Origin of the sequence: Nonomuraea sp. MG754425 (genome assembly GCF_021699195.1) — a bacterium.
In the GTDB taxonomy this organism is placed as follows: domain Bacteria; phylum Actinomycetota; class Actinomycetes; order Streptosporangiales; family Streptosporangiaceae; genus Nonomuraea.
Genome location: NZ_SSXE01000603.1, coordinates 1 through 251 on the forward strand (window position 1 = coordinate 1; position 251 = coordinate 251).

Annotated in this window: 1 rRNA gene; it reads left to right on the top strand. The window is 59.4% G+C overall.

Annotated features, from left to right (window positions below):
* Nucleotides 1–251 (top strand): 23S ribosomal RNA (locus FAF44_RS54160); the annotation flags it as partial.

Sequence of the window (251 nt, forward strand, 5' to 3'; positions counted from 1 at the left end):
GTTGGTGGGTAGGGGAGCGTCGTGCAGCCGGTGAAGCAGCAGAGTGATCTAGTTGTGGAGGCTGTGCGAGTGAGAATGCAGGCATGAGTAGCGAATCGAGGGTGAGAAACCCTCGCGCCGGATGACCAAGGGTTCCTGGGGCAGGCTAATCCGCCCAGGGTAAGTCGGGGCCTAAGGCGAGGCCGACAGGCGTAGTCGATGGATAACGGGTTGATATTCCCGTACCCGCTTCAATGCGCCCATATTGAACC